The 21,413-nt window shown below is 62.0% G+C and carries 15 protein-coding genes; 6 read left to right on the top strand and 9 right to left on the bottom strand.

Features of this window, described 5'->3' with window-relative positions:
- Window positions 1-53 precede the first annotated feature (53 nt).
- From R3F07_09110 to R3F07_09100, 3 genes are all read left to right on the top strand, one after another.
- Complete coding sequence (locus R3F07_09110; protein MEZ5276524.1) at window positions 54-263, top strand: hypothetical protein; 210 nt, start codon at window positions 54-56, stop codon at window positions 261-263.
- 386 nt (window positions 264-649) lie between these two features.
- Window positions 650-1,780 (top strand): efflux RND transporter periplasmic adaptor subunit, encoded by a 1,131-nt coding sequence (locus R3F07_09105; GenBank protein ID MEZ5276523.1) that lies wholly within the window; start codon window positions 650-652, stop codon window positions 1,778-1,780.
- 40 nt (window positions 1,781-1,820) lie between these two features.
- On the top strand, window positions 1,821-4,943 hold the full coding sequence (locus tag R3F07_09100) for an efflux RND transporter permease subunit (protein MEZ5276522.1): 3,123 nt from the start codon (window positions 1,821-1,823) through the stop codon (window positions 4,941-4,943).
- A gap of 494 nt (window positions 4,944-5,437) precedes the next feature.
- Here R3F07_09100 and R3F07_09095 read toward each other — a convergent pair whose 3' ends face one another.
- Window positions 5,438-7,399, bottom strand: a complete 1,962-nt coding sequence (locus tag R3F07_09095) for a heparinase II/III family protein (GenBank protein MEZ5276521.1) — start codon at window positions 7,397-7,399, stop codon at window positions 5,438-5,440.
- Between the two features lie 12 nt (window positions 7,400-7,411).
- Window positions 7,412-8,182, bottom strand: coding sequence for a phytanoyl-CoA dioxygenase family protein (locus R3F07_09090; GenBank protein MEZ5276520.1), 771 nt, complete (start codon window positions 8,180-8,182; stop codon window positions 7,412-7,414).
- Window positions 8,183-8,452: 270 nt separating this feature from the next.
- Between R3F07_09090 and R3F07_09085 the strand changes: the two genes are divergently transcribed.
- From R3F07_09085 to R3F07_09075, 3 genes are read left to right on the top strand one after another with little or no spacing between them, the layout of a single operon-like run.
- A complete protein-coding gene (locus R3F07_09085; protein MEZ5276519.1) occupies window positions 8,453-10,405 on the top strand; it encodes a heparinase II/III family protein in 1,953 nt (650 codons plus the stop codon).
- Window positions 10,406-10,461: 56 nt separating this feature from the next.
- On the top strand, window positions 10,462-11,205 hold the full coding sequence (locus tag R3F07_09080; GenBank protein ID MEZ5276518.1) for a phytanoyl-CoA dioxygenase family protein: 744 nt from the start codon (window positions 10,462-10,464) through the stop codon (window positions 11,203-11,205).
- Window positions 11,202-11,639 (top strand): DUF2141 domain-containing protein, encoded by a 438-nt coding sequence (locus R3F07_09075; GenBank protein MEZ5276517.1) that lies wholly within the window; start codon window positions 11,202-11,204, stop codon window positions 11,637-11,639. The genes R3F07_09080 and R3F07_09075 overlap by 4 nt, the downstream gene beginning before the upstream one ends.
- Window positions 11,640-11,654: 15 nt before the next feature.
- Here R3F07_09075 and R3F07_09070 read toward each other — a convergent pair whose 3' ends face one another.
- The 7 genes from R3F07_09070 to R3F07_09040 are packed head-to-tail and all read right to left on the bottom strand — an operon-like array spanning window position 11,655 to window position 21,347.
- Entirely contained in the window at window positions 11,655-13,853 is a 2,199-nt protein-coding gene (locus R3F07_09070) for a heparinase II/III family protein (protein ID MEZ5276516.1), read from the bottom strand.
- A complete protein-coding gene (locus tag R3F07_09065) occupies window positions 13,850-15,250 on the bottom strand; it encodes a hypothetical protein (protein ID MEZ5276515.1) in 1,401 nt (466 codons plus the stop codon). Before R3F07_09065 ends, R3F07_09070 begins: the two co-directional genes overlap by 4 nt.
- Entirely contained in the window at window positions 15,247-16,641 is a 1,395-nt protein-coding gene (locus R3F07_09060; protein ID MEZ5276514.1) for an extracellular solute-binding protein, read from the bottom strand. Before R3F07_09060 ends, R3F07_09065 begins: the two co-directional genes overlap by 4 nt.
- Window positions 16,638-17,546, bottom strand: a complete 909-nt coding sequence (locus R3F07_09055; GenBank protein ID MEZ5276513.1) for a carbohydrate ABC transporter permease — start codon at window positions 17,544-17,546, stop codon at window positions 16,638-16,640. Before R3F07_09055 ends, R3F07_09060 begins: the two co-directional genes overlap by 4 nt.
- The gene (locus tag R3F07_09050) at window positions 17,543-18,436 is read right to left on the bottom strand and encodes a sugar ABC transporter permease (protein MEZ5276512.1); all 894 of its coding nucleotides are present in this window, start codon (window positions 18,434-18,436) and stop codon (window positions 17,543-17,545) included. The genes R3F07_09055 and R3F07_09050 overlap by 4 nt, the downstream gene beginning before the upstream one ends.
- On the bottom strand, window positions 18,433-20,337 hold the full coding sequence (locus tag R3F07_09045) for a hypothetical protein (protein MEZ5276511.1): 1,905 nt from the start codon (window positions 20,335-20,337) through the stop codon (window positions 18,433-18,435). Before R3F07_09045 ends, R3F07_09050 begins: the two co-directional genes overlap by 4 nt.
- On the bottom strand, window positions 20,334-21,347 hold the full coding sequence (locus R3F07_09040) for a Gfo/Idh/MocA family oxidoreductase (GenBank protein ID MEZ5276510.1): 1,014 nt from the start codon (window positions 21,345-21,347) through the stop codon (window positions 20,334-20,336). The genes R3F07_09045 and R3F07_09040 overlap by 4 nt, the downstream gene beginning before the upstream one ends.
- Between the last annotated feature and the right edge of the window lie 66 nt (window positions 21,348-21,413).

Here is a 21,413-nt window from a genome sequence, read left to right as displayed (position 1 = left end):
GGCAGGACAAGGGGCGCGAAGCGTCCTTCGTCGGATTCGACTATTCTGGGGTCATGACTGCGAAGCTCTTCAAACTGGGGGGACTCAGTCGGGCGCACCGTCTTTTTCTGGAGATCGCCTGGGCGGTCATCCTGATCAAATGCGTGGTGGTGGCCTGGGCGATTCCTCATTGGAACGTGCCGATCAACGCGCTCTGGGTGATCCTGCCGACCCTGACCCTGGCGGCGGTAGCGACGGCCCTGACGCTGCGGTCCCGCGAGTGACGGCGGAAAAAGCCCGGGGGCAGGTTGGAATGGTCCGAAGTCGGGCGGATTCCACGGGCCAGGACTGGCGGCTCTTGCTCGTTCGTTTGTCCAAGTGTAGCCGCGGCAGTCGCTTGCCGCACATGGACACCGATTCGCGGCAAGAGACTGCCGCGGCTACAGCTGCTGGTCCCTTCTGAACGCCCGTTCCGTTCTACAGGACGACTGAAATACTTCAGTCCGACGTTTGACCTTGGGCCGCGCCTGATTCACTGGTGATCTGGTGGAGCCGTTTTCGGTTCTCACGTTCCAGCGGGTCTGGAGGGTTTCCCTCCGAAAGCCGGACTCGGAAGGGGAGGGTGCCGCAGGAAATCCAATCGTCAGAAACAGCCGTTAGGTTTTCAGTCATGTTCAAGAGATTTGCCATTGCCGGCTTCGGACTTCTCGTCGTTGTCGGGATTCTTGGGGGAATCAAGGGATTGCAGATTGCCGCCCTGATTGCTGCGGGCGAAAATGCGACCCAGCCACCGGAGTCGGTTTCCACCGCCGTTGCGGAGGAGTCGCTCTGGCAGCCGCGCTTGCGGGCCGTCGGATCCGTGGTGGCCGTTCAGGGAGTGACGACCAGTTCGGAGGTTGGCGGTATTGTTACGGAACTCCATTTTGAATCCGGCGCGGAAGTGGAGGCGGGCGATGTCCTCGTCCGGCTTGACGGCTCGATTGAGGAAGCCCAACTGGCCGCGGCCGAGGCCCAGTTGGAACTGGCCAACCTGAGTCTGAAGCGTGCCCGGGAACTCCGGGAAACGCGCTCGAATTCCCAGGCGGATCTGGATGCCGCCCTCGCCACGCAGAAAGGGGCGGAGGCCCAGGTTCGGAACATCAGTGCCGCCCTCGCCAAAAAGACGATTCGGGCGCCGTTTTCCGGACGTCTCGGCATTCGTCAGGTGAATCTCGGCCAGTTTCTGGGAAGCGGGTCGCCGATCGTCTCGATTCAAACGCCCCGGCCCATCTACGTGGATTTCTGGATGCCCCAACAGAACCTGGCACGATTGTCGGTGGGGCAGGTCGTCGAGGTGACCGCGGACACGGCGCCGGATTCGGTCGAAACGGGCGAAATCACCACGATCAGCCCGGAGGTGGACGCGACCACCCGGAACGTCCGTTGTCGGGCCACTTTTCCGAACACTCACGAGCTCCTGCGCCCCGGCATGTTTGTCGAGGCGGAGATCGTCTTGCCGGATGAAGAATGGGTGCTCAGCGTTCCGGCGACCTCCGTGGTCTATGCGCCCTACGGCAATTCGATATTTGTGGTCGAGGCGCAGACAGATCCGGAGACCGGCGGCAAGTCCCTGACGGCCAATCAGCGCTTCGTTCGCCTGGGCGAACGGCGGGGCGATTTTGTCGCGGTTGTTTCAGGTCTGAAGCCGGGTGATGAAGTGGTGACCAGCGGAGCCTTCAAGCTGAGAAACGGGGCCAGGGTCGCCGTCAACAACGAGCTCGCCCCGAAGGCCGAGCTGACCCCGAGGCCGCAGGACTCCTGACCGGAGCTTTCCCCCTGCAACTTCCGACCGGAATCAGCCGATGAAGTTTACCGATCTCTTCGTACGCCGTCCCGTCCTTGCGGTGGTCATCAATCTGGTGATCATTGTGGCGGGTCTTCAGGCCATCCGTTCCCTCAACGTCCGCCAGTATCCGCGCAGCGAGAACGCCTCGATCACGGTGACGACGATTTATGTGGGAGCCAACGCCGATCTGGTCCGGGGCTTTATCACCACGCCGCTGGAGCGGGCCATCGCGGCGGCGGACGGGATTGATTTCATCCAGTCGCAGAGCTCCCTCAGCGTCTCGACCATCACGGCCCGCCTGAAGCTCAATTACGACTCGAACAAGGCATTGTCGGAGATCAGCTCTAAGGTGGATCAGGTCCGGGGTGACCTGCCGCCGGAAGCGGAGGTCCCGATCATCAATATCGAGTCTGCCGACAGCCAGTTTGCCTCCGCATACCTGAGCTTCGCGTCCGACGTCCTCGAGCAGAATGAAATCACGGATTACCTGGTCCGGGCCATTCAACCCCGTCTGTCGGCGGTCGAGGGCGTCCAGCGGGCGGATATTCTGGGCGCCCGGACCTTCGCCATGCGCGTCTGGCTCAAACCCGAGCGGATGGCGGCCTACAATGTCAGCCCGGTTCAGGTGCGCCAGGCCATCGCCCAGAACAATTATCTTTCGGCCATCGGTCAGACCAAGGGTTCGCTTATCCAGGTCAATCTTACGGCCAATACCGACCTGCGTTCGGTGGAGGAGTTCAAGAAACTGGTCGTCCGGGAAAACGCCGGGGCCATCGTCCGGCTTGAAGATATCGCCGATGTGGTTCTCGGGGCCGAGAGTTACGATGCCGAAGTGAGGTTCTCCGGTCAGAAGGCGGTCTTCATCGGGATCTGGTCGCTTCCCAATGCGAATTCCCTCGACGTGATCAAGCGGATCACAGCCGAGATGGAGGAGATCAGGAAGGACCTGCCTCCGGGGATCGTGGGCACCGTGGCCTACGATGCGACGGCCTATATCCAGGATGCGATCGATGAAGTCATCAAGACCCTCGCCGAAACCCTGTTGATTGTCGTCATTGTCATCTATCTCTTCCTTGGTTCCCTGCGCTCGGTCCTCGTGCCGCTGGTCGCCATCCCGGTGTCCCTGATCGGAGCGGTCTTCCTCATGCAGATGTTCGGGTTCACCCTGAATCTGCTGACCCTGCTGGCGGTGGTGCTTTCGGTCGGATTGGTGGTGGACGATGCCATCGTGGTGGTGGAGAACGTCGAACGCCACCTGCGGGAGGGGCAGAAACCGTTTGACGCCGCCATCCTGGGGGCCCGGGAGTTGCTCGGGCCGATCATCGCGATGACGGTCACCCTGGCGGCGGTGTATGCACCGATTGGATTGCAGGGAGGGCTGACCGGATCGCTCTTTCGGGAGTTCGCCCTGACACTGGCCGGTGCGGTCATGATTTCGGGTGTGGTTGCCCTGACCGTTTCGCCGGTCATGTCCTCCAAGCTGCTTCGAGCGGAACGCGAGCATCAGGGTTTTACCGGGATGATCAACCGGCATTTCGAGAGGCTGAAACAGTTCTACGGCCAGCTCGTCGGAGGAACGTTGAGGATGCGACCGGTCATCTATACTGTCTGGCTTGTCCTGAGCGCCCTCGCGGTTCTTCTTTTCATGCAGTCGCCCAAGGAACTGGCGCCCACCGAGGACCAGGGAGTCGTTTTCGGCATTGTGAACACTCCATCGAATTCGACTCTTGACCAGATGGTTCCCTTCACGGAGGCCGCCCAGAGTGCGTTCGAATCGCTGCGGGAATACGACTCTTCCTTTCAGATAACCTTCCCCTCCGGCGGCTTCGGCGGGTTGGTGGTTGCGCCGTGGGGCAAGCGGGACCGGACGGTCTTTGAGATCCTCCCGGAGTTGCAGGGAAAGCTCGCGGCCATCCCTGGAATCCAGATGTTTCCGGTTCTTCCGCCCGCTCTGCCGGGAGGGGGGCAGTTTCCGGTCGAGTTCATCCTCGCTTCGACCGCGGAGACAGATGAAATCCTGGAGTTCGCCCGTCAGCTCCAGATGAAGGCGATGCAGAGCGGTCTGTTTGCCTTTCCCCCGCTCATCGACGTAAAGATCGATCAACCCCAGACCGAGGTTCGGATCGATCGCGACCGGGTGGCGGAGCTCGGGCTCAACCTCCAGCAGGTCGGAGGAGACCTCTCGGCCGCGGTCGGGGGCAACTTCGTCAACCGCTTCAATATCGACGGACGCAGCTACAAGGTGATCCCCCAGATCAAGCGGATCGAACGGCTCAATCCGGACCAGATTTCCGACATCTACGTGACCGGTCCGGAGGGGAAACTCATACCGCTGAGCACCATTGCGACCCTTGACGACAGTGTTCAGCCGCGATCCCTCAACCGCTTCCAGCAGCTCAATGCCGTCACGATCAGCGGCGTGGCCATCGCCCCGCTCGACCAGGCCCTGGTTTTTCTGGAGGATGCTGCGGCCGAGATTCTTCCGCGCGGTTACGTGATCGACTATACCGGCGAGTCGCGGCAGCTGCGGGTCGAGGGCAACACCTTCCTGCCGGCCTTCGGCCTGGCCATCATCCTGATCTTCCTTGTGCTGGCAGCCCAGTTCAACAGCTTCCGTGATCCGTTTGTCATTCTGGTGGGCTCGGTCCCCCTGGCCATGTTCGGCGCGCTGGTTTTCACCTTCCTCAAGATGCCCAACCCGAACCTGGCCTTCTGGACGGACGGTTGGACGACCACCCTGAATATCTACTCCCAGGTCGGGCTCGTCACCCTGATCGGCCTGGTCTCCAAGAACGGGATCCTCATGGTGGAATTTGCCAACCAGCTGCAGCTTCGGGGCAAATCCAAACTGGAGGCGATCCAGGAGGCCTCCATGACCCGCCTGCGGCCGATCCTGATGACCAGTGCGGCCACCATCTTCGGCCACTTTCCCCTGGTTCTGGTCACCGGGGCCGGTGCGGAGGCCCGCAACAGCATCGGTCTGGTCATCGTGGCCGGCATGTCCATCGGAACGTTTTTCACCCTCTTTGTGGTGCCGTCGCTCTATGTTCTCTTCGCCAAGGAGCATGCCAAGGACCGGACGGCGACCGAAGGGTCGTCGATCGGAGCGGCGGATCCGGCGGCCGGATCCGTTTTGTAGTGACAGATAAGATACAATCAAACAAAACGTGCTACGTTTGGTTTCGGGACAAAAAACAAACCCGTTTATGCTAGAATGGCGCTTAGTTGGCGAAAGAGTCGGATCAGCCAACGAGGTGTTGACTGCTCTTCGACGGCGGGTCCGGAGGCCCTCGCCCTACCAACCGAAATCAGAGCATCCGTGGTAGGGCTGGACGTCCCCGGCCAGACGCAACGGTTGTCCGAGACAAAACAACGACAAGCACCCTTGACTAGGCGCAATTCGTCCATGCTACGGTTTGTTTGGTTGCGGGCTGTGCATCGAAGGACGCCCCGTTCCTGGCCGGGGCAGTTCGACCGATCGGTGGGCGCTGGTCGCGAATGCGCGGGCACTTGAAAGGAGATCAGACATTTCTCCGGCTCAGCCTGAACAGCACGCCGATTCGTGCAAGTCCGGGATGATTTGACGGCCGGGGGACGGTCGGGCTGGTCGGAGGAGGGGAACCCCTCCCGTTGTCATCCCGGGTCCGGGAACTGGACGACGCATCCAGTGTCCAGATTTGCAACCCGGAGCTGTCCCGAAGCCCATCCTGCCCGGACGACGCCGTCTCCGGTTGGGATCGAAGCCGAATCCCGCCCTTCGGGCATCCAGGCGGACGGCGTCGCATCGGGTCCGAAGATTGCAAAGAGACTGAGCAGCCTCACCGTCTGGTCGGTTGATTCCGTTTCGATGAAACTCTCGTTCTTCTGGACCTGAAGCTCGCCCAATCGGTTGCGGTCGTAGGGCGCTTTGTAGGCGTGTTCACCCCGGCGGATCCGGATTTCCCGCCGATTGAGGTTGATGACCCTTCCCGCCAGTCGGGCGATTTCGCCCTTTACCAGAAAGGCCCCGTCCGGATCCGGACTGCAGCGATCGACCGTATGCCATCGCAAGACGACCTTCTCCGGCCGCTTCAGTTCGACAAGATCGAGAACGGCCACGATACCCGGAAAGAGATGGACAACCGTGCGGGTGACCGAGCGGACATCCTCGTAGGCTGCGGTGGAATCAATCGTCCACGAGGCACCTGTCTTGCGATTGAAGCTGGCGTCGAGGATGCGCCCCTGGGCATCGGGCGTCATCCGCAATTCACGGTCTCCGATCATCGGGATGTTGTGACCAAAACCGGAGAAATTGTAGAACCGGTGTCTTTCATCCCAGAGCTCGGCACTGGGGTAGAGGCAGGATCCCAGATCGACGATGAGGGGCTCACCGTGGCCGTCGATCACGACCTGGCCGACATCGTTATGGGCATGATTGTGCTCGCGTCCGGCTTTGCCGGCGACGACACAGGCGGTCGTGTGGGGGTTCCAATCGGTGCGGCTGCTGATACACTGGCCATAGGCGTGGTAGGCTCGTCCGAGAGGGAACTCGGGGCCCGGAGGTTCCGGCTCAAGGGTGTCATCGAAGAGGAGAAAGCCGCGACAGTCGTGACGGAGAACCTGCTCGGCCTGATAGTGGGTGGCAAAGAACCACTGGAGGACGCGGTCGCGGGTCGCCGCAGCCACCGCCGCGAATGACTGTGCGGCCACCGGCATCCGGAGGTGGGCATCGCCAAAGGGCAGGTAGTGCCCGGGCGGGTTGGTGAAACGCATGACCCAGTGGCAGGCTTGCGGGAAGGGGGCCTGGCCAAGGCGATTGTCCCGATCCCCGGTCTGGTAACGGCGGGCCAGGTAGTAGTTGACGAGGAGTTGGATGGCTCCGGCATAGCCGACGCTTTCGTTGAATTCGCCCTCCGGTCCATAGGCCTCCAGGCATTTCGCCATGATGGGTTCCGCGATGGCGACCAGGCGTTGCGAATCCGGGTGGTCATCGCCGAGAGCCATGCCGGCGATGCCGAGTCCGCCGACGATGCAGGTCGTCCAGTTGTGGGTTTCGTTGAGCCAGAACGGATTTCCCGGCAGGCGGGCCAGATAGGGTTGGATGCCTCTGCGATCGATGCCTTCGATGATGAAACGGCGCTCGGAATCGGTCAGGGATGGATGGAGCCAGTCGTAGGCCAGGGCGAGATCGTGGCACAGCATGCCGGTTCGCAGATCGACCGGCGGGGAGCCCTGATGCAAATGAGCCTGGTCGCACCACATCGGCCAGTCTTCCGGGTCAAAAAGAGAGGCGATCTGCCGGAGGGACAGATCGCGAAAGCGGACGTCGCCGGTCACGAGGTGAACGAGGGCTCCCCGCAGGACACGCTGACCGGCGGCAAAGCAGGCGGTCCAATCCGCATTCCCATGCCGGGCGTGGATGAGCTCGCGCTCCGGGAATTCGGACCAGGGAGTGATGGGGGGGCGGTTGAGATCGGCCTCGGCCCGACTGAGGATGCCCTGCCAGAGGTCGCGCCCGGTGCCCTCCCGGGTCGCCTCGCGCACTTCATCGACCGAGCGCAGGGAACCGGTTTTCTCTGCGGTGAGGGCGATGTGGGGGCGTTTGATCCGGGGCACGGGGAACAGGGATCAGATCTTGCCCGCTTTTTCGAGTTCTTCCGCCAGCTTTTTCTGGTAGGCCGCACTCGCCTCCGCGTCGACCTTTGCCCGATCGGAGAAATAGACGAGACCCATGGCCTTTCGAGTCCGGGAGGCCGAGGTATTGGCGTCGGCCCAGTGGACGGTCCTGGCGTCGTGGACAAGGAGATCACCTGGCCGGGCGCGGGTGACCACTTCGCTGGCCCGATCATCGGCGTTGGGAAAATCGCTGATGCCCTGGGAGAAGCCGAGAGTTTGTGTGCGGGAGTGCGGACGCATGCCGCGAAGATGGGAGCCTCTGGCGTAGCGGACACAGCCGTTCTCTTCGTCGACCTCTTCAAGTGCCAGCCACATGGTCAGTCCTTCGCAGGGATCGATCATCCAGTAATAGCCGTCCTGATGGGGTGGAGTGGCCAGCCCGATCCGTGGCGGCTTGTTGAAATACTGCATGTTGCGTGACGCCGTTTTTCGCCCGAGCAGGAGTTCGGCCAGCCGGGTGAAGTCACTGTCATCCATCATCCGCCCGAACCAGCCGTCGTGTTGATTGATGCGGATCAGCTGCTTGAGGGTGGTGGACTGACTCTTGTCCTCGTAGAAGACATCGGTCTTGGGCAGGCCCGGCACGACTTCACGGACGAAGCGGTCCAGGTTGGCGAGAAGCTCGCGGACTTCATCGGCATTGAGAAAACCGGGCAGGTGGATGTAGCCGTCGCGATCGTAGTCCTTTTTGATTTGAGCGGCGGCGTTGTTGGGGATCAGCATCGTAGTTGGGGTGGCAGGGAGGTTTGAGACCCGCGTCGGTCTCGGTCTTCAGGGCGGTTTTCATCTTGATCGGGGTGGAACCGGGATTCGAGGAAAAAGCGACGGCGCGGACAGGACGAGTCGGCAATCTATCCCGCAGCTTTTTGCCGGAGTCTTTTTGGCCTTGCCGATTCCAGCCCGAGAGTAACTGATTGGTTACCAGGTGCGGACCATCGATGGGCAACCGATTCTGCCCCGTCTGCTTCCTTTCCGCCGCCATTGACCTTGAACATGATGCAGTCTCCCTACCCTGAGATCGGGCTCATCCGCAGGAACTTCGAGCACCCGGCGCTGGCGTCGGTTCGGTCGGCGCTGGAGAACAGAGTCCTTGGGGAGGACTACCGGTTGATCGAAGAGGCAGAGACCAACGATCAGACGCAGGCCATCACCTATCTGGCCGGTCTGATTGAGGAGATGGTTCTGTATCATGCGGCTTCCGGGCGTTCGGAGCCTGCGGATCTCGCTTTGGCGGCGGTCGAGAAGGTGATGGAGTTCCCACGGTGGGATTATTTCCTCGAGGCGGGCAGGATTCCGATGGCGATCCAGCGTGCATCGCGGGCGGTGACGGCGGTCAGCTATGCGATCGAGTTCCTGGGCGACCGGGTGAGCAGGGCGACCCGCGATCGCTGGCTCGATGCCATGATCACGCGGGGAATCGAGCCGAATTTCGTTTGTCTGGAGGGGTTGCGGCATCCCGAGCAGGTCGTCGGTTGGGGATTTGACCCGGGGTGCAAGCATCTCGAGCGCTACCCCGAACAAATCCATCAGGATTTCAGCCGGTGGCCCTGGATTCTCTACCCGACCAATCTGCGAGCGGCGTCGATGAACGGCATGTTGACCGGCGCAGTCTGTGTCCTGCGCTCCCGCGGACGATCGGCTGACACGGACCGCTGGATCGAAATGGCGGAGCATCACTTCGAGACCTTCGGCGATCTCTTCTGCGCGGATGGGTCGAATGATGAGGGTGTTTCCTATTCTGGATATACGGCCCTTCAGGTCCTCGAGGTGGCTGTTCACCTCCAGGCCATTGACGGAAGGGATCGGTCCGGTGTCGTCAACTGGCCCGGCTACATCCGGTTCCTGGTCGGGATGCATTGCCCGGTCGCCGGAAACCTGTCGCACGTGGTGAACTTTGGCGACTGCCTGACACCGGCCAGCAGCGAAGTGGTCCTGTGGATCGCCGCCCTTTATCAGAGTCCAATCGCCCAATGGGTTGCACTCAATTTGTCCCAGGCACTCGACGCGCATGCTCTGCTCCGCCATGATCCCGACCTTGAGGCGGAGGCGCCGGATGAGGGCCCCAGTCTTTGGAAATCCGACCTCGACTGGATCGTGGGTCGGACCGGCCACTCGTCCGACGATCTCGTGGTGGCCCTGCGAAGCGGCGGGCCGTTCAACCATGAACACGCCGACCGCAACTCGGTTATTGTGAAATTCGGCGGTGAGGTTCTCGTCGTCGATCCACATCGGCCGCCCTATATGCGCACGGATCCGGCCTGGGTGATGCGGACGACTCTCGGCCACAGCGCGGTGTTGATCGACGGAAGAGGACATCAGTATCACGACGGGAGCATGGGGACGAACCCTTCGGACGCGGTGGCGCGAATAACGAATTGGAACCGCGAGGGATCGATCATGACCTGGTCGAGCGATGCCACCCAGGCCTATCACCTGGTCAACGCCGACGTGGTGTCGGCGATCCGTTCCGTGCTGGTCATCACGGAACTGCCCCTTGTTCTGATTGCCGACCGGGTGGCGAAGAAGTCGGTCGCTTCGAAAATCCAGGCCCGTTTCTTTGTCGACAACAAGGATGGAAATGGACGAATCGAGGCGGCGGATGGTCGATTCAAGGTGAACCGGCCCGGGGCCTTCCTTCTCGGGATGTCGGCCTGCGATCCGGCTCCAGTCATCAGATCGGCCAGAGTGGAGTCCGGCCCCGAGATGACCGACGCCTATCCCTATGTGGAGTTCGAGTCGGTTGAATCGATGACTCCGTTCCTGCTCACCGTGCTGGTCCCGGTGAAGACCGGATCCGACGCCCCCGTCATGGCAATCGATCCGGTCGGTGATCGACCCGGGCAGATCACCGTCGAGGGTGCGGGACGGAAGTTCACTGTGATCGTGGATCCAGCAGGGAACGGGCCGGTCTTCCGGGTGTCGTCAGAGGGACCTGGTAACGATTGAAAGGATCGCACCGCGGGTTTTTTAGCTTGAATCCACCAGCAGCAGGACACTTGACCATGAGTACGCCATCGATGAGCGAATTGAGGAAATCCTATCAGGAAAACGGGTGGGTTATGGTGGAGGGAGTGTTCTCTGCGGAGGAAATCGAATCCGTCTGCCGGGAAGCCATGGAAATCAGCGCCAAGGAGCTGAAGGATTCCGAGGCGGGCTATGGTGCCGACATCGCTGAAGACGGAACGCTGGCTCCACGCAAGATCGACCATCCGTTCAGAAAGAGCGCGATCTTCAGGCAGGCCGCACTGAATCGGAAGCTGGGCGGGATCCTCGAGCACCTTCTCGAACGCAAGCCCCTGCTGGCCCGCGACCAGATCTTCATGAAGCCCCCCAGGTTTGGCTCCGCGAAACCCTATCATCAGGACAACGCCTATTTCCTCTGTGAGCCGGCCGATGATGTCATCACGGCCTGGATCGCAATGGACGACGTTGACGAAGAGAACGGATGCCTGCGATATATCGACGGGTCCCACAAGCTCGGCCTCGTCCCCCACGAACCGATTCCAGGTGAACCCCACAACAAGGCGCCTCGAGCCGACCTGGTTGATCTGAGCCGGGAAAAACTGGGTTGTGTCCGAAAGGGAGGCGTGCTCATTCATCACGGCTATACACTTCATACGTCGCATCGAAACCATTCGGAACGGTGGCGCCGCGCCTATGCCACCCATTGGGTAACGGACCGCGCTGTCAGTTCGATCGGAATTCTCGATGACGCCATTTTCCTAAGTGAACTCTATCCGAAATGATCCGTAAACTGGGGCTGAATCTCTTTTGGTTGGTCGCGTTCTCGACCCAGGTCCTCGCGTCCGGAATGACCGGGCCTGATATCGTGGTGGTGGTGGAGGGGGCGAAGACCACGACGGGCCACATCATGGTGGCGATCTACGGGTCCGAGGATTCATGGCTGAAGGAGCCGTTGCTGGCCCGCAAGGCGAGGCCTGGGCCGGACGGGCGGACCGAGATCGTCTTCAAGCGCGAAGAGCTACCCGAAGAGTTCGCGATCAGCCTGTACCACGATGTCAACGACAATGGCGCGATGGAGACCGGCTTCATGCGGATACCAAAGGAACCCTATGGGTTCTCCAACAATCCCGGATTCCGGATGGGTCCGCCCCTCTATGCGCCGTCGATCGTCAAGCGGGATGAAGTCGAGCGCGAGGTCGTCATTCACCTGAGATAGGCGGAGTCGAAGTACTCAGAGCCAGTCCAGTTGCCAGTTGAAGACCGTTTGCGCGGCGTATCGTCTGACGGTGATTTCGCGTCCGCGCCGCCCGTCATGAGGGTAGGCCGGGACGAAGTCCTCCGGCCGATTGGAAAGGACGGTGCCGGTCGAACGGCGGAAGACGATCCGAGCTAGTGAGCCCAGAGTGAATTCCGGTTTGTCCCGTTTGCGGATGATCCGGACCGGGCACCAGCTATGGAAGTGCCAGCCAATCCGGCGGGCACGCCGCAGCTTCACTTCGTCTCTCCCGACGATGGTCATCCGGTCATCGATGTGCAGGGTCCGGATATGGCGGATCACGCCGAGATGGCGCAGGTAGGTCGGCGTCAGATCCATCCGGATGGTGATCTTGTCTTTCCCTGTGACGACCTCGGGATTTTCCGGGATGAACTCCGGGGGAAGGAAATCGGGCGCCCAGACCCCTCCGTCCCCGGCCTGTCCCCGACCGTCGATGGTGATGGCATTGTGCATCGCGGTATCCCTCCGATAGACCGGCCCCGGTCCGCTGGCGACGAAGTGTTCGTCGCTCCAGAGCAGAAAGGCACCCTGGCAGGGGTCGCTGTGGCCGTAACCACCCCATTCACCTCCGGATCGCCGTTGCCGGCCGAGGAGGGGACCGGAGCGCAGGGTCAGCAATCGACCGGATCGGCGCAGAAAGACCTGCCCGGTGTCACGGAAAACGTGGAGGCCGTCGGCGAGCTTTGCTGCCTTCTGCTTCGGCTCATGCCAAAGATATTCATAAACCCGCCGGCGTGGAGGGATGTGACGGTGATCAATCCCGGCGTGGGGGTTGTCTATGAGTTGATTCCCGAGTGCCTGAGCGGCGGTCGAACCGGTCCGCGCGGCGATCAGGAAATGACACCAGCTGTCGCCCGATACCCGGAACTGCGGGTCGCCAAAGGTTATCCCGTGGAGGTTGTCGGCAGAAGTGGTCGCAGCCCGGAAGCGTGAGGCCCGGGCAAAGTGCGGGTTGACCGACCAGAGGTTTTCTCCCGTGCAGTGACGGATCACTTCCAGCCACCGGAGGATGAAACCGTACTCGTAGATCCAGAGATTGATTCCGTGCGGGTAGGCGCCGTCGGGTGGAAGCATGTCGAGAACACGGTCGAAGGCGCCCCGCAACTCCGCAGCCCAGGCGGCTGCCTCGGGATCGGTTTCCCACATGAGAAAAGCATAGGTGAGCAGCCCGAGGCCGCATCCGAGGTAGTGGGCCTGCCCGTAATCCCGTCTTTCGGGTCCTAGGTGATGACGGCAGATTTCGGCCATCTTGCGCAGGGCCCGCCGGGCGGCCCGTTGCTCGGTCTCCGGAAGGTTGTTGTGGAGCCAGTCGAAGGCCAGGCAGGCAATGAAGAGCGATTCCCCGCTCTGGGTGTCGATTCCCATCGGCGGATAATCGGGCCGACTGGCCATTCGGAGGTGCTGCCGCAGGGTCTTGCGGGCGGTCTTCAACGTGTTCTCTGCCGGGTCGACCAAGGCCATCAAAGCGTGGATGAGAAGGTGGTCTTCCGGCGATAGCCTCTCCGGACCGGGAAGCGCCTTGGATTCCGGGGTGACTTCGAACGGACGGTCGGCGTCTGCCAGCAGGTCGACCAGATGCTGGAAATGAAATCCGTGCCCGAGCCTCCGCCGGCGGATTGAGTCGAGGTCGTCCCGACCCAAAAGGAGCCTTGGATGTTGCCCGATCAGTTCTGGTCGGAGCGCGACGGGATGGTGGGAGGCCCGCGAGGTCCCGCCCGGAAACCAACGGATGGCTTCGGGGAGGATCCGATCATCGTCAACCACGAGAATGGTCGCATCGCCCAGGGCTGCTTCGAGGGTGAAGATCGCTCGAAGCACGCCGGTCGCTTCCTCATCGCCGAGAAAGAAGAAACTGCCGGGGACGAGGATGCCGCCGGATTTCAGTCGGATTCCGGGAAGATTCGGGATTCCGCGCCACCCCGGCCACGGCCCGACCCTCCGGCCCGGTGGCCCGGGGTTGAAGCGGAAGTGGGGAAAAGTGAACGGCGTGGACGGGTCGGTCCGGCATGCGTATCGGAAAAATGGATTCAAGTAACAGGAGGGAATCCCGAAGGTCACCTCGATCCGCATGACGGTGTCCGGAGGTGACCGGAAGGTGAGCCCGAACCGGCCGGGGGCGAGACGGTGAAAGGCGGAGGAATCGCGGGGACTCATGACGGGTGGCTTGCCGGCGGCAGGCGGCTCAATTCGACATTGTCGAACCAGACCGAGCCCCGGCCTTTGAACTGCAGCAGCAGGTGAACCCGGTCCGGAGCGGGCTGAATCGGAGGGGTTTTGATCTCAAGTCTCACCCATCCCTCGGGGGCTTGGCCGAGGTGCGGACTCTCAAAGATCTCGTAGTCATCAGGTGAATGGACCGATCCCCGCCCCGTCCGGTGCAATCGGATGGCGATCCAGGCGGTACCCGCGAGGGCATCCGTTCGGACCATTGCGGTCAGCCTGAGACAGCCGCCCCGGGTGAAGGCCGGTTCGCCGAAGGCCGGACCGAGCGTGGTCGCCTCCCATCGGCTGAGCGCCGCCGCCCCGTGATCGATCCTCAGGGAATAAGGGTCCCCGTAGCCGAGTGTCGTCTCGCGGGCCAAGCAGATCCCATCAGGGCGCCCTTCAACGACTGTGGACTGCCAGGGCCACAGATCGGGATTGGACAGCGCAGCCCCGCGAAAGGACTCCTGAAAGGTATGAAGACCTCCATGATAGACCGGTGTGTCCCTGTTGGCTCCAACCCGCCTGGTCCGGCTCTCGCGCAACCACCGGGCGGCGGTTCGCCGGGATAGGGCGGCTATTTGAAAAGAGACCGAACGTTCGAACGGCCCCTCAAGATCAACGGGCTCGGCTCCCCGGCAGAACCTGAGTCCGAAATGGGCGTCCCACATATAGGCACACAGTCCCGCCTCCACCGCGCCGCCGTCGAGCAGCGTGAGGCAGGGGTTCTCGTCTTCGACCCCCCAGGCAAATCTATCACCCGGTTTCAGTCGGAGGTTGTCCTTGTCTCCGCCTTCGAGATGATTGTGGGGAATGCGCCGTGATCGGCCGGTTTTGGGCTTGAGCAGGCAGGAGTCGAAGCGCTTTGCGGCGGTCCCGTCCGGTGAAAAGGCCCCCGCAGGCCAGAAGGTGCAGAAGGTCACTTCGCCGTGGTGAGGATTCGGCGTGACCCGCCAGGTCCGGCCGGCGGGAACAGTCAGACGGGCGGCCACCCGGACCTCAATTGCGTCATCCGCGCGCCGCAGGTGAAAGGAGACTCGGAAATCGCTCTCCATGTCGCCCGACCGGGTCGATGAGCGGATCCGCAGTTGAAGGCGGGTTCCGCTCTGCCCAAGGACCTGAATCTCCCCGCGATAACGGGCGCTTCGCTCAGGATCCCCATGTTCGGCGTATTGCCTCCAATAAAGAGGCATGCCTGCTCTCTCATCGAGGATGCTCTTCCCGGTCGGCTTGAGTTTCAGGTCGCGGAGCTCGAGGCGGCGGATCGTGGCGATCACCTGCCCGCGGAGACGAATCCTACCCCCGGTCCGGGTTCGTCGTTCGAAGGTCAGTTGGGCGGACGGGCTCATGGCGGAATCAGGTTGGATGACGCGGCGTCCGCCTCCACGAGCGCCGCCTCAATAGCGTCCCGGAATCCCGGAAGCAGTGAGCGCGAACGCAACTGCCGGTCCAGCTCACGTCGTACCTCGAGGTTGATCCCGGGCACGGCAGCTTCGAGATCGGCCGGACCGATCGCACCGGACCAGAGTTGGTCGAGGAGAGGCTGGAAGCGGGTGAGGATCGCATTGGTGGTCCACGAGGAAAAGCGGACGAAGTAACGGGGATCGCCAGCGGCGTAACGCAAACTCAGATCCCAGACCTCGCGGAAACCGGTCCCTTCCGCCCGGGGGTGTCGGGCGACCCATTCGTCGGCGAATTCGGTTCCGTCGAGAATCGGGTTGGGCTGATAGGCCGGGGCTTCGGCGACGAGCCAGATGAGCGACCTCCAGGCGGCTTCCGGGAACCTGGTGGCACTGCTGATCGAAAGGCCCCCGCTGTCGGACTTGAAGTAGCGGGGTTCGAGGTCTCCGAATCGGGGAAGGGGCGCCAGTCCCCAATCGATGGTCAACGTATCGACAATTCCAGGATGAGGGACTCCTTCGACCAGCATGGCGACACGGCCGGATTGGAGCATCTGGGCGGCCTGCATGCCGAGGGCCTGGACCCGTCGGATGTCCGGCATGACCCCGTCCCGGATCAGGGCAAGGTAGTCCTCATGAACCTGGCGGGCCTGGGGTGAGATTTCGAGGAAGAGAGTGTTTCGGTGGATCGGCGCGTGGTTCATCTGCTCCAGCATCTCGATGAAGTGGGCGGGGATGAAGATCCCGTAGCGATCGATTCGGCCGTCGGCCTCCGGCTCTGCGGTCAGGCGGATCGCGGCGGCACGCATCTCGTCCCAGGTCCAGTCGGTTCGGGGCGGTTCGAGACCGGCCTCCGCGAAGGCGGCCCGGTTGTAGTAGACACCGCAGGTGTGGGTGTAGTTGGGGATGGAGTAGAGGCCTCCGTCAACCGAGCGGGCGGCATCGATGACTCCAGCCGGGAAGGCGGAGAGAACAGGGTCACCCGCGATGAAGGGGCTCAGGTCGAGGAGACGGCCCTCGGCGGCCAGCCGGTCCCGGACGGCGCTGTTGGTATAAAAGATATCCGGAGCCTGCCGGGCCGCCATCATAGCGTAGAGTTTCTCCTCGCCGCTGAAGGGGTTGAGTTTCACTTCGATTCCGGAGGATTCGAGAAAGACGGGGAGATCCTCCCGGAGTTCCGCGATCTCCTGGGCATTGGCCGGGCAATTGAAAGTGACGACGGGCCGACCGGCTGTTTCCGACCGTCGGCAGCCCGGCAGAACTCCGACGATTGCGACGGCTATGAGGAACCGGGCGAGTGGGGTGAGCCATCGGTTTTCGGGCAGGTTGAATGATCTCATGTTTTTCCGCCCCCCATTGTGATGCCTTGGACAAATTGGCGCTGGGCGAGGGCAAAGATGATGATGTTGGGGAGGAGAACGAGCAGCGATGCGGCCATGAGAGTGTTCCACTCGACAACGCCCGAACCCAGGATCTGTGTCTTCATCAGATTGAGGCCGAGGGTCAGGGTGGCTTTCTCCGGGCTGTTCAGATAGACCAGTGGTCCGAAGAAGTCGTTCCAGGTTCCGATGAAACTGAAGATGAGGACGGTGGCCAGGGCCGGACGGGCCTGCGGCAGAATGATGCTCCACCAGATCCGCAAGCGGCCGGCCCCGTCAATGAAGGCGGCCTCTTCCGAGTCAACCGGAATGGTGAGGAAGAACTGGCGAAGGAGAAAGATATAGAACGGAGATCCGAAGAGACTGGGCACGATGAGGGGCAGATAAGTGTCGATCCAGCCAAGATGGGCGAAAACAATGTAGAGCGGGATCATCGTGACCTGGCCGGGGAGCATCATGGTGGCGAGGCAGACAGCGAAGAGAAGGTCGCGGCCGGGAAACCGGAACCGGGCAAAGCCGTAGGCGACCAGGGCCGACGAGACCAACGTCGCCCCCATGACCGGAGCGGTGATCATGACGGTGTTGAGGAGAAACCGGGGAAATGGCAGGATGCTGACCGCCCGTCGGTAGTTCTCCCAATGGACCGGATCCGGCAACCACTTGAACGGTTGGCTGAACACCCCGTTCAGACTGTGCAATGAGGTGCTGACCATCCAGATGATGGGGATACTGAAGAGTCCCCCAAGCAGGATGAGGACAAGATAGGTGACGATGATCCGCACGACGACCGCGGCGCCGCGGCCGGGAGAGGTTCCGGGCTCGAGCCGGGTCGGCTGAAGGACGGACTGGAGCACACCCCTCTTCATCGTCCGGAATAATGGACCCGGTCGCGGGAGAGGCGCCAAGCCAGGGCTGTGAGGGTGATCACGATGACGAAGAGGCCCCAGGACATGGCCGACGCGTACCCCATGTCGAACTCCTGAAACGCCTTCTTGTAGATATAGAGGACGACGAAAAGGGTGGAGTTGTTGGGACCGCCTTCACTGCCCGGTTGAACTCCGCCTGTCATGACAAAGGCCTGGGTGAAGACCTGAAGGGCGCCGATCAGGCCCATGATCAGATTGAAGAGAATCGCCGGAGAGATCATCGGCAGGGTCACCGCGAAAAACCGACGGCGACGGCCGGCACCATCCAGTGCCGCCGCCTCAAGCATCTCGGAAGGAACCCCCTGGAGGGCGGCAAGGAAAATGATCATCTGTCCCCCGACCGTCCAGAGTGACATGAGGATCAGGGCGGGTTTGGCCCAGGCATCGCTCTGCATCCAGTAGGGTCCGTCGATCCCGATGACGCGCAGGCCCGAATTGAGCAGGCCGAATTCGGGATTGAAGATCCAGGTCCAGAGGACCGCCACCGCCACCATGTTGGTGACCGAGGGCAGGAAGAACAGCGTCCTGAAAAAACCGATACCGCGGACCGGTGCGTTCAGGATGAGGGCAAGGGCGATGGAAAGGATGAGGCCGAGTGGAACACTCAAGCCGGCATAGAATCCGGTGTTGAACAGACTGCGGTAGAAAAGAGGATCCTCGACAAGCATCCTCCGGTAGTTTTCCAATCCGATCCACTCCGGCGGCGAGAGGAGGTTGGAGGCGGTGAAACTGAGATAGAGTGAATAGGCCATCGGTCCCGCCGTCAGGAGAACGAATCCGAGCAGCCAGGGCAGGATGAATGCGTAGCCTTTGAGCGCTTCTCTATTCATCTTTCCGCGACCGGGGGCGGCGTCCAGGCGTCCCAGGCCTCCGCACCATAAAGGGTTCCTTCCGGGATGAGGGCATGTCCGTCGTTCAGCGAGGTCGCTTCGAAATGCCGGATCCGATTGTCACGGCCATTCACGGTCTGGTCGAGAATGTGTTCCGAGCGTGGATCGTGGACCAGTCGAAGATGATCCCTGCCGGAATGAACGTCGACGCGTCGTTCTCCGGATGGGGCCACGGATTCCGTTATCCGAACCGAGGCGGCGTATTCTTCAAACCGGCTGAATGCCTCGAAATTGCCGACCTGCCAGAACTCGCAGTAGAATCCGTTGCACCAACGCAGGAGTTCCCTTTCAGTTCTTTCCATGGACGTGCCCTCGTGATTGACGATGGAGACAAGCAGGCATCCGTTCACCCGGTGGATCCGGATCGGGCACGGGCCGGCCGAAGGCGCCGGGCTCAGCGGGATGATCAGGCCGCAGGTCTGAAAATCCTGAAAGGTTATCCGGGATCCCGTCTCGAGCTGGACGGGAAGACCGGCGATCGGTTTCCCATCTGCCAGGAATCGGTCGAATGGAAGGTCGGGGCTGATCATCAGATCGACCCGGAAGCCGGTGAACGGACCCCGGGGCAAGGCCTTCGGGTTGTAGAGGACAAGGGCCTTGTTCCGGTGCTGAAGGGTCGCGGTACGGCCTTCTTCGTAGAGGTAGGTCGCGTCCGTCTTTCCCCCGGTCACGTGGACGGGGTTGGGCTGGCCCGGAAGGGAATCGTTGAAGACACCGCGGCAGACGATGGAGCGGAAGTCGGTGGCTGCCAGGATGGTCTTGTTGCGACGGATCCGAACGACGAAGGCGTCCGCATGGCCCGCATTGACGTAGGGGCGAGTCGCTGTCCCGAGGGCGAATTCGAGGTCCTGGTAGCTGGTCAGACCGCTCCATCCCCCCGGGTAGACAGTGTCGTCAAAGCCCGCCGTGGCGTGGTTCTCGTGATAGCTTTCGCCGTAGGTGTTGAGACGGACGAGGGATGGGAACGGCTTGTGAAAGGCGAGGGTGCGTGCCTTCTCCGGGAGGTGAAAAGGCAGGATGGCGACGAGTCCGTTCTGGACAAGGGCCGAGGCGTGATTGATCGTCCGGGTCATCGTCGGGTCGAGGGGCAGCTCCCTGTCGAGGGCGACGGCCAGGGTGCAATGGAGCCCCGAATACCCTCCGAACGAATCCTCAAGATAGGCCCGCGAGTGCGGACCGGAGAATTGACCGCTGGGGGCGTGGAAATGAAGCGCGACATCCATCCACAGTCGCTCTTCCAGAAACCGGGCAATGGACCGGGGTTCTTCCCGTTGGGAAAATTCCGCAATCAGGGCAAGGAACCAGAGATCGAGAGCGGTATAGGTCGGGCTGTTGTATTCAGAAAATGCGGACTGTCGGTGAAAGGCATGACGCCGGTCGCCGAGGGTCCGGCGCAGGCGATGGAGCCGCTGGGTTCCAAGGGCGACCGCGAGATCGTCTCCGGTCCGCTCACCGCCGAGGATGAGCGCGGACCAGGCGGCGAGCGGGTGATTGACGTTGCCGTCGTGCCAGTCGTTCCCGGCCGCGGCCGGCAGGGAAAGGGCGACCTGCCTCTCGAGATGAGCTGCGGTTTCCGGGGTCAGCCGGTCGGAGAGAATATGGAGGACGGCGAGCAGGGTGGCCGGCGTATGGGTGGAATCGGCGAGGGGGGCGGCGCCGAGAATCGATTGACCGAGGTTGCTTTCAGTCTGGTCGTCGGAGAGGAGAAGCGCGATGGCGAACCAGAGGTTGTCGCGGGGCCCGACACTTTCCCTCTTTTCAGGGTCCCAGTATTCCCATCCGTAACGGCGGGTCGAGGAAAGGAGGGAGCGCCGAATCGGGCTGTTGGCGAAATCGATCATTCCGGATGCCTCATGACATCGACGAACGGAGGCCGGGTCAGATCAATCGGGGTGCGTCGATTCATGGATTCGAAGGCGGCCAGAACCAGGGCGGTCGCCCGCAGGCCGTCTCTCGCGGTGCAGGACGGGGTGGTCCCATGGATGAGAGCGTCGAGGAAGGCCGCATCGATGGCCTCGATTCCGACCTCCCCGGGATCGTGATGGGAGGCATTGCCTTCCGGACCACGCATTTCCAGCGCGGTCAGGCGATGATGCAGGTTCAGGCTGCGGCGGCCGTCACTCATCTGGATGCCGAACTTCGAGGTGAGGGGAGGCTGGCCGGATTCCCCGATGGCAACGGCGGCGATCGCTCCTTCCGGGAAGGTCAGGGTGATGACTGCGTGGTCGGGGTTGAAGGCCTTTGTGTGCATGAGCCGCCCCCCCTCGGCGTAGAGGCGGACCGGTGGTCCGCGATGAAGGTGAGACACGAGGTCGAGGATATGGACTCCCTCGGAAAGGACGTTTCCTCCGCCCCGGGTTGGGTCATTCGCCCAATGACCCTCCGGCCATTCGTCGTCGACCACGTGGGCCAGGGTCATGAGCGGTTTCGGCATGAAGGAGCGCGCCAGGATGACCGCGGGATAATGGCGGAACTTGAAGCCCGTGGTGGCCCTGACCCCGGCCGTTTCGACCGCCTCCACGATGGCAGTGGCATCCTCAATGGTCAGGGCGAGTGGCTTCTCGATAAAGACGTCTTTCCCGGCCTCGGCGGCCCGGATGGCTAGGGAACGATGGCTGTCGTGATGGGTGCAGATCCACACCGCGTCGACCTCGGGGTCCCTGAAGATGTCTTCCGGGTCTGTCGTTGCGGATGTTCCGGTTGCTTCTGCGAGTTGCCTGACCGCGTCGGCAGAGACGTCGGCGACCCATTTGAGAGTGGATCGACTGGTCTGGGCGAGGAACTGCGCGTGCTGCGTGCCGATATGTCCGCAGCCGATGACGGCAGCACGAATGGGCTTGGTGGAACTCACAATCCGTTTAGGGGGTATCGATGGTTGAGGATGTCCGCTATGGGTCCCGAGTCGAGTCGGATCCCG

The sequence above is a fragment of the Opitutaceae bacterium genome (assembly GCA_041395105.1).
Lineage (GTDB): Bacteria > Verrucomicrobiota > Verrucomicrobiia > Opitutales > Opitutaceae > B12-G4.
This window is presented reverse-complemented; position numbering and strand designations above follow the sequence as displayed.

Bases quoted from the DNA above. Each gene is read 5' to 3' on its own strand.
- R3F07_09055 (MEZ5276513.1), bottom strand. From the start codon at position 17,546: ATGAAGAGGGGTGTGCTCCAGTCCGTCCTTCAGCCGACCCGGCTCGAG.
- R3F07_09075 (MEZ5276517.1), top strand. From the start codon at position 11,202: ATGATCCGTAAACTGGGGCTGAATCTCTTTTGGTTGGTCGCGTTCTCG.
- R3F07_09080 (MEZ5276518.1), top strand. From the start codon at position 10,462: ATGAGTACGCCATCGATGAGCGAATTGAGGAAATCCTATCAGGAAAAC.
- R3F07_09070 (MEZ5276516.1), bottom strand. From the start codon at position 13,853: ATGAGTCCCCGCGATTCCTCCGCCTTTCACCGTCTCGCCCCCGGCCGG.
- R3F07_09045 (MEZ5276511.1), bottom strand. From the start codon at position 20,337: ATGATCGATTTCGCCAACAGCCCGATTCGGCGCTCCCTCCTTTCCTCG.
- R3F07_09085 (MEZ5276519.1), top strand. From the start codon at position 8,453: ATGATGCAGTCTCCCTACCCTGAGATCGGGCTCATCCGCAGGAACTTC.
- R3F07_09100 (MEZ5276522.1), top strand. From the start codon at position 1,821: ATGAAGTTTACCGATCTCTTCGTACGCCGTCCCGTCCTTGCGGTGGTC.
- R3F07_09050 (MEZ5276512.1), bottom strand. From the start codon at position 18,436: ATGAATAGAGAAGCGCTCAAAGGCTACGCATTCATCCTGCCCTGGCTG.
- R3F07_09110 (MEZ5276524.1), top strand. From the start codon at position 54: ATGACTGCGAAGCTCTTCAAACTGGGGGGACTCAGTCGGGCGCACCGT.
- R3F07_09105 (MEZ5276523.1), top strand. From the start codon at position 650: ATGTTCAAGAGATTTGCCATTGCCGGCTTCGGACTTCTCGTCGTTGTC.
- R3F07_09060 (MEZ5276514.1), bottom strand. From the start codon at position 16,641: ATGAGATCATTCAACCTGCCCGAAAACCGATGGCTCACCCCACTCGCC.
- R3F07_09065 (MEZ5276515.1), bottom strand. From the start codon at position 15,250: ATGAGCCCGTCCGCCCAACTGACCTTCGAACGACGAACCCGGACCGGG.
- R3F07_09090 (MEZ5276520.1), bottom strand. From the start codon at position 8,182: ATGCTGATCCCCAACAACGCCGCCGCTCAAATCAAAAAGGACTACGAT.